This is a genomic window from Chamaesiphon sp. VAR_69_metabat_338, from assembly GCF_031423935.1.
Classification (GTDB): Bacteria; Cyanobacteriota; Cyanobacteriia; order Cyanobacteriales; family Chamaesiphonaceae; genus Chamaesiphon.
Map to the genome: position 1 here is coordinate 1 of NZ_JANPGM010000517.1, position 7,452 is coordinate 7,452.

A 7,452-nucleotide genomic window follows, 5' to 3' on the forward strand; every position below is an offset into this window, starting at 1 on the left:
TACCAAGTTTGGAACCAGTGTTTTAGAAGAAGAAAAATACAAACAACTTAGATCCTTGTGGAGTACGAAATCTATGTTTCGGGATGCTCGATATAGTGCATACAAAGAAGTTAGAGAAATCATACTAGAATGTATTAATAATAGCTCTAAATCAAAAGTTGAACATTTATTAAAAAATAGTAATCCTATTCCAGAATTTATGCTTTACACGCATCTCGGCAGAGGAGATTTAATTAAGTTTGATTCTTGGATTGCAAACAATCAATCAGACCGGAAATAACTATTTTTATTTAATGTACTGTCTGGATAACAACTTCCTGCTCTTAACTACAGCGATCAATCTGACGATCGATCGCCAACCGGATATCGATCCTAGAACTGTTTGCGCGAGAAAATTACCGTCGTCAGCAACAATAAGATCGCGGTATAAATCACCGCATAAATGGCATTGATGAACAATGTGTCTGGTTGAGGTAGAACGCCATAGACGGCATCATTTTTGAGATCGAGACGAGAAAGATCGGGTAAGAATAAATACAGATTATCGGTCATTTGCTGGAAACCAGGATTTTTAGTTACGCCAGCTAGTTTGACCATCCCTTCGCTCAAATGTCCGACTAAATAAAATGAAAAAGTGAGTAGAATTGCCAAGATCGAACTAGTAAAGACTCCGAATAGTAGTGCCGCCGCCGCAATCAGGCACAATTCGAGAAACAGGAACAGAGCTGTGAGCAGCAGCGGTCCGATTTGATAATTGATGTGCGCCAGACTGAGGATGGTGAAGTAGATTGCGGTCATGCCAGCAACCAAAGTTGCCAATACAGCAGACAAACCCAAGTGTTTGCCCAAAATAAACTCCATACTCCCGATCGGTTTAGTGACGATCGTAAATACCGTCCGCTTGTCAATCTCTTTATTAATCAGGTTAGTGCCGACAAAAATGGCAATTGCGACCCCCAGCAAATTGGTAGTAGCCGCCCCGAAATCAGTCAGGATCTTCGCTTGCGCTGGCCCAGATAGTTCTGGCAAGAGCCGCCAGGAGATCGACATCAGTACTGCATAAAAACCGATCGTCAAAAAGATCCGTTCGCGCATTACTTCCCGAAAGACATTACTAGCTACTGCCCAAATCCGAATTAAACTCATTGTGTTGATGATTTTGTAGACGAATTGACCCAACGAGCGATCATCATAGATCGCAATGGGTCATCTGTGAATCGCACCTCACCCTCGATCTCCACGATCGTTAACTGCGAAGATGAGGGCGGCGATACCGCTTGAGCGTGCATTTGGCGATCGCCAGCCAGCGGCGATCGGCTGGTGAATTAGTACTGGTATGTTTGATTGAGTTACTAGAGATCGCGATCGATCGACTGTGGGTGGCCGCTGCGGCGCAAGTGCCACCAACTTCAGACGTAGCCATCGCGACAGCTAACGAGACTAGGACTAATTTGAGCATCAGCAATCTAATTTTTCGTGAAGATCTTTAATTTTGGCTACTAAATATTACTACCAGCATGTCTTCTTTAAATACATTTTTTTAAATACATGTTGATTATTTTCCTCAGAACATCCGTTTGAAGTGTAAGATGTAAAAGCCATTTCCGATTGCAACCACTCTGTAGGCTATGAATGCTGATTTCTCATCTACCTTGTCCATGCTAAATGCTCAAGAAAAGCCAGATCCGACCCCAGCGTCGCCCTCAGAGCAGCCTAAACTCCAAATTCGGCTCAAGAACGAGGATGGGGTGGTGAAATTGATCCTGCCGACAGAGGCCGAAACGCCAGTTTCTGCGGGTTGGAATGACATGTGGGAACAACTACAACAGCGACTGCAAGCGGGTAAAAGATTCTGGCAGCCGTTGACCGCAGTACATTTGGTGGCGCACGATCGCTTGCTCGATGCCAGACAATTACAAGGGATTGCCGACGCACTGGCTGATGTCTCGCTACAGCTTCAACTCGTGGCCACCAGTCGTCGCCAAACGGCAGTAGCAGCAGCAACCGCCGGTTATTCGGTGACTCAGCAATCGGCGATTGCGCCCTTATTAGTACCGACGGAAGGGGCGACCCCTCAGCTTGTCGATCCGCTCTACTTGCAGATGACCGTGCGATCGGGGATGGATATTCGGCATGAAGGGACGGTCATAATTATGGGCGATGTCAATCCTGGTGGCGAAATTTTTGCGGCGGGGGATATCATTGTGTGGGGGAGGCTCAGAGGCATCGCCCATGCTGGCTATCCCAATAATCCCCAATGTCTGATCATGGCGTTACAGATGGAACCCACCCAGCTCCGGATTGCCGATCGCGTCGCGCGCGCCCCCGAAACCCCGCCGCCACAGTTCGAGCCAGAAGTTGCTTATGTAACCCCTCAAGGCATCCGGATCGCCCGGGCGATCGATGTCAAAACCACGCCCTATTTGCGCGAACTCGCGCTCCCAGGCTCCCAGCGATCGGAGTAAGATATCGTTAACCCGAGCGGCACTAGTAGTGTTTGCCAGTCTCATACTACTATCGTGATGGTAACTGCCCATCCGCAACATCTAGATCGAAACTTAAACGAGCATTACCATTATCATCAGACTTTTATTATTCATAAATTTACAGCTCCCAATTTATAATTCATGACTCGTATTATTGTAGTTACCTCTGGTAAAGGTGGCGTGGGTAAAACCACCGTCACCGCAAATCTAGGCATGACCCTCGCCAAAATGGGGTACCGAGTCGCCCTCGTTGATGGCGACTTTGGACTGCGAAATCTCGACCTGTTGTTGGGATTGGAAAATCGGGTCGTCTATACTGCTGTCGAAGTACTTGCAGGCGAATGTCGTCTCGATCAAGCCCTAGTGCGCGACAAGCGACAACCAGGATTGGTGTTGTTGCCAGCGACTCAAAATCGCAAAGCGGAGATGATTACCCCCAATCACATGAAATGGATGGTCGGCGAATTAGCACCTCAATTTGATTTTGTGTTGATCGATAGTCCGGCGGGGATTGAAATGGGCTTCAAAAATGCGATCGCCGCAGCGCAAGAAGCTCTCATCGTCACGACTCCCGAAATCTCCGCCGTTCGCGATGCCGATCGCGTGATCGGTTTGCTCGAAGCTAGTAATATCAGCCCCGCCCGCTTGATCGTCAATCGCTTGCGTCCAGCAATGGTCGAAGCGAGTGAGATGATGTCTGTCGAAGATGTTAGTGAAATCCTTGCCGTCCAACTGATCGGGGTCGTACCCGAAGACGAACGGGTAATTACTTCGACTAACCGAGGCGAACCCTTAGTATTAGAAGCTAACTCTACCTCCCGCGCCGCTCAAGCTTTTGATAATATCGCCCATCGATTGATTGGTGAAAAAACACCTTATTTAGATTTGGCGGTCGATCGCGACAATTTATTCGTACGGTTGCGTAAAATTTTTACTAAGTAATCGGGTAAAAGTATGCGTATAAATTAAGTTAAGTCGATAGTACCGATCGCCAACCCCGATTGACGGCAACCGATTTATTTAAAAATGTCTGTTCGATCGAATTCAATCGAGTTAGTAACAATTTTCTATTGAATTGGGAAACCGCATCTTGCTATAGTGTGGGTAGTTTGGTAGTATCTATCATCGTTCGGTGGTGCAGTCCCGCCTAGATCGCGCTGCATCGACGATCTGTAGCTATCCACAGGCGTTGGGTTGGGAAGTTTGTCATTAAATCAATTGTCACCGTACTTTACCCATCACAATTCCATCATTTAGGTGCTAATTCCCGCGACCCGATCGCATTACTTATGACTATGATTAACGAATTTCTGGAGATGTTATTCCCTCGACCGAGTGAGCCGAGTAGGGACCATGTGAAGCGGCGGTTGCAATTAGTCATAGCGCACGATCGAACGGATCTTAGCCCCCAAATGGTCGAGATGATGCGGCAAGAAATTCTCGAAGTCGTCTCCCGCTATGTCGAAATCGACGCTCAAGGGCTAGACTTTTCGTTAGAAAGCAACCAAAGAGTCACAGCTCTAATCGCCAATTTGCCCATCAGGCGGGTCAAGGATGATGCCGAAGCATCGCCCATGGGTTGGGCTGGCGACGATCCCGCCACTTAAGAATTTAGGACTAATGCTGAATCTTTTGGGCTGTGGGCGATAGCCAACGATCTCTGCTGCGCTAGTCGATCGATAATTTAGCCTAAAATCTCCACATCGCTGCGATCGATAAATCCAGCAATTTTCATCTGCGATCTGTTCTGCAAAAAACTTTGAATCACTCCAATTTTACTTTTGATTGCTTAGGTAAATGCAGTCATACTCATGCCCGTGCGGGTGTCTTTCATACTCCCCACGGCATTGTCGAAACACCCAGATTTATGCCAGTAGGCACGACCGCTACCGTCAAAACGCTGACCCCTGCGCACTTAGAAGATGCTCAAGCGCAAATGGTTTTGGCGAACACCTATCATCTGCATCTGCGTCCCGGCGAAGATATTATTCGCGAAGCTGGTGGCTTGCACAAATTCATGAACTGGAAAGGGCCGATGCTGACCGATTCTGGCGGTTTTCAGGTATTCAGCCTCAGCAAAACTCGCAAGATTACCGAAGAAGGCGTGACTTTCAAATCGCCCCTAGATGGGCGCACGATCTTTATCTCTCCCGAAAAATCGATCGAAATTCAAAATGCCCTCGGTGCGGATGTCATTATGGCATTTGATGAATGTCCGCCGTATCCCGCCACTAGAGAAGAAGTTGTCGCCGCTACCGATCGTACCTATCGCTGGCTGGAACGCTGCATCCAAGCCCATCAACGCCCCGAAGATCAAGCCCTATTTCCGATCGTCCAAGGTGGCGTTCATCTGGATTTACGTGCAGAGACAGCCAAGGCTCTCCAAGCATTCGATCTGCCCGGTTATGCGATCGGTGGCGTCAGTGTCGGCGAACCATCGCATTTCATCCACAAAATCGTGCGAGCTACCGCTCCTCTATTGCCCGCAAATAAACCGCGATATTTGATGGGAGTAGGGACATATAAAGAAATGGCGATCGCGATCGCCTCCGGCATCGATTTATTCGATTGTGTGATACCTACCCGCGTCGCTAGGCACGGTGCCGCTTTCGTGCGGGGAGAAAGATGGAATCTCAAGAATGCGCCGTTCAAGCGCGATTTTACCCCCTTAGATGATACTTGCCCTTGCTACACCTGTCAGAATTTTACTCGCGCCTATCTGTGTCATCTGATTCGCTGTGGTGAGATTACCGGATTTACCCTGTTATCTCTGCACAATATTACCGAGTTGATTCGATTTACCCAACAAATTCGCGATGCAATTTTACGAGATAAGTTTGTTGAGGAATTCGGTCACTGGTTGAACAGTGATGAGAATGAAGTAATTGATGAGCCTCAGCATTGATGCGGTTGCAATGTTCGATCGATAATAGATATGTAGGTTGGGTTGAACGAATGTGAAACCCAACTACCTTAACAATCGATCGTGAGGATGTTGGGTTTCGTTCCTCAACCCAACCTACAAACTACTGAGCGTCAGCTTTTAATAATGCACGATTGGGTCATTTTTTACCTCATCAAATCACAACAATACTGTACAATACATATGCACCAAAGTATTGTCATTTAATCCGTGTTATGAATCGAATTGCATTAATTACAGGTGGCAGTCGAGGTTTAGGTAAAGACATGGCTTTACGGTTGGCGCAAGCTGGATGCGATATTGTCATTACCTATCAATCGAAATTTGCAGAAGCCAACAATGTTGTATCTCAAATCGAGCAAATCGGACACACAGCAGCGGCTTTACAGTTTGATGTCGGAAAAATTAGTACTTTCGATAGTTTTAGCCAGGAGTTGCAAACGCTACTAAAAACAAAATTCAACGTTGAAAAAATTGACATTCTCATCAATAACGCTGGCGTTGGTGCTACTATTCCAATTGCTGAAGTTACCGAAGCTGATTTTGACAATTTAGTAAACATTCATTTTAAAGGCGTGTATTTTCTGACGCAGAAACTTTTGCCTCATCTTAACGATGGCGGACACATTATTAATATTTCTAGTGGCACGACTAGATTTGCCAATCCTGGTTACTCTGTCTACGCTTCAGCCAAGAGTGCGATCGAAACTTTCACTCGTTACTTAGCCAAAGAAGTAGGCGCAAGAGGCATTACAGCAAATGTGCTGGCTCCTGGAGCTATTGAAACTGATTTCAATGAAGCAGCAATTCGCAACAATCCCCAAATTAAAGGCTATATTGCTTCTCAAACTGCGCTGGGTAGAGTCGGGCAGGCTGAGGATATTGGCGGCATTGTTGCTTTTCTATGTTCGCCTGATGCGAAGTGGATTAATGGACAACGGATTGAAGCTACTGGTGGAGTGTTTCTCTAAATCTGTAAAAGTCAAACAATTAAAGTTATTTAGCTCGATCGGCGATCGGCACCGAACATCTATTATCGGGTTTGGTGCGGCTGGCAGAAACAAATCGTCCCGAACTCAATGAATTATTTCAACAATATGCGATCGATCTGACAATCCTGAACGATCGATTAGCTGCTAAAGTTTAAAGCTATAACTAGCGCGCATCCAAGATTTAGATAGTGGTTAACTACCGCTCGAATGAGGCGTTTTTAAAAACTTGACTATTAACTAGGAAAATTATGCCCTTAGACGTCCCAACCGCGATTTTACAACGTCGATCGATCAAAAGTTTCAAACCCGACCCGATCGCGCCCGAACTCCTGCGTCAACTCGTAGAACTGACTGTTGCCGCACCGAGTAGCTACAACATCCAGGATTGGCGGATTATTATCGTCGCCGATCCCGACCAAAAAGCGGCTCTAGGCGTAGCTTGTTTCAATCAACCCCAAATCGTCCAAGCACCTGTCAACTTGGTGTTTGCCGCCGATATCAAGGCTGGTGAGAAAGACATCACGCCGATTATCGAACAAGGTATTCAGACTGGTGCTTGGAATGAAGCCACTGCGGCCTATTTCAAAAAAGCAGTTCCCGATTTTGCCGCAGCAATCGGCGATAAGGATAGGGAGTATGCGATTAAGGATGCGATGATTGCCGCAACTCATGCGATGCTAGCGGCGGAGAGTTTGGGTTTATCAACTTGCATGATGAATGGCTGGAGCGAAGCAAAAGTCAAAGCCGTCATTGGTGCCGAAAACGATCCAAATTTGGCAATTGCGCTGGTATTACCAGTAGGCTATGCTGCCGAACCGCGCAAAAATCCCGGTCGGATGCCGTTTGAGTTTAACGTCTCACTCGATCGGATCGATCGACCTTATCAGGGTTAATTTGCTATTACAAGCAAAGATCTAGGGTACCCACAAGGGCATGGGTGTCAACTTAAGGAAATTGTAGGTGCTCAAAGCCGCATTCTCTCGTGGTAACGACGATCGGGACAGTGGCTATAATGACGTAATCTCGTTGCCAACATCGTTAAGTTGACACC

Annotated in this window: 9 protein-coding genes; 7 read left to right on the forward strand and 2 right to left on the reverse strand. The window is 46.7% G+C overall.

The window, feature by feature from the left end; translation table 11 throughout:
• The coding region (locus RMO84_RS14330; RefSeq protein WP_310489125.1) for a hypothetical protein at positions 1-280 on the forward strand (280 nt) is incomplete at its 5' end.
• A 92-nt stretch (positions 281-372) separates the two neighbouring features.
• On the opposite strand, the gene RMO84_RS14335 is transcribed toward RMO84_RS14330, so the two are convergent.
• A complete protein-coding gene (locus RMO84_RS14335) occupies positions 373-1,146 on the reverse strand; it encodes an ABC transporter permease subunit (protein WP_310489126.1) in 774 nt (257 codons plus the stop codon).
• 100 nt (positions 1,147-1,246) lie between these two features.
• Entirely contained in the window at positions 1,247-1,459 is a 213-nt protein-coding gene (locus RMO84_RS14340; RefSeq protein ID WP_310489127.1) for a hypothetical protein, read from the reverse strand.
• A gap of 169 nt (positions 1,460-1,628) precedes the next feature.
• On the opposite strand from RMO84_RS14340, the gene minC reads away from it, so the two are divergent.
• From minC to RMO84_RS14370, 6 genes are all read left to right on the forward strand, one after another.
• Positions 1,629-2,465 carry a septum site-determining protein MinC gene (gene minC / locus RMO84_RS14345; RefSeq protein ID WP_310489128.1) on the forward strand — a complete coding sequence of 279 codons (837 nt, stop codon included), beginning with the start codon at positions 1,629-1,631 and terminating at the stop codon, positions 2,463-2,465.
• Between the two features lie 162 nt (positions 2,466-2,627).
• A complete protein-coding gene (minD, locus tag RMO84_RS14350) occupies positions 2,628-3,428 on the forward strand; it encodes a septum site-determining protein MinD (RefSeq protein ID WP_310489129.1) in 801 nt (266 codons plus the stop codon).
• Between the two features lie 353 nt (positions 3,429-3,781).
• Positions 3,782-4,093, forward strand: a complete 312-nt coding sequence (gene minE, locus RMO84_RS14355; RefSeq protein WP_310489133.1) for a cell division topological specificity factor MinE — start codon at positions 3,782-3,784, stop codon at positions 4,091-4,093.
• 152 nt (positions 4,094-4,245) lie between these two features.
• A complete protein-coding gene (gene tgt / locus RMO84_RS14360) occupies positions 4,246-5,391 on the forward strand; it encodes a tRNA guanosine(34) transglycosylase Tgt (protein ID WP_310489130.1) in 1,146 nt (381 codons plus the stop codon).
• A 233-nt stretch (positions 5,392-5,624) separates the two neighbouring features.
• Positions 5,625-6,380, forward strand: a complete 756-nt coding sequence (locus RMO84_RS14365) for an SDR family oxidoreductase (protein ID WP_310489131.1) — start codon at positions 5,625-5,627, stop codon at positions 6,378-6,380.
• Between the two features lie 269 nt (positions 6,381-6,649).
• On the forward strand, positions 6,650-7,294 hold the full coding sequence (locus tag RMO84_RS14370; RefSeq protein ID WP_310489132.1) for a nitroreductase family protein: 645 nt from the start codon (positions 6,650-6,652) through the stop codon (positions 7,292-7,294).
• The last annotated feature ends 158 nt before the right edge of the window (positions 7,295-7,452 follow it).

Coding starts and splice junctions, on each gene's coding strand:
- RMO84_RS14365 (WP_310489131.1), top strand. CDS start 5,625: ATGAATCGAATTGCATTAATTACAGGTGGCAGTCGAGGTTTAGGTAAA.
- minE (WP_310489133.1), top strand. CDS start 3,782: ATGATTAACGAATTTCTGGAGATGTTATTCCCTCGACCGAGTGAGCCG.
- minD (WP_310489129.1), top strand. CDS start 2,628: ATGACTCGTATTATTGTAGTTACCTCTGGTAAAGGTGGCGTGGGTAAA.
- RMO84_RS14340 (WP_310489127.1), bottom strand. CDS start 1,459: ATGCTCAAATTAGTCCTAGTCTCGTTAGCTGTCGCGATGGCTACGTCT.
- minC (WP_310489128.1), top strand. CDS start 1,629: ATGAATGCTGATTTCTCATCTACCTTGTCCATGCTAAATGCTCAAGAA.
- RMO84_RS14370 (WP_310489132.1), top strand. CDS start 6,650: ATGCCCTTAGACGTCCCAACCGCGATTTTACAACGTCGATCGATCAAA.
- RMO84_RS14335 (WP_310489126.1), bottom strand. CDS start 1,146: ATGAGTTTAATTCGGATTTGGGCAGTAGCTAGTAATGTCTTTCGGGAA.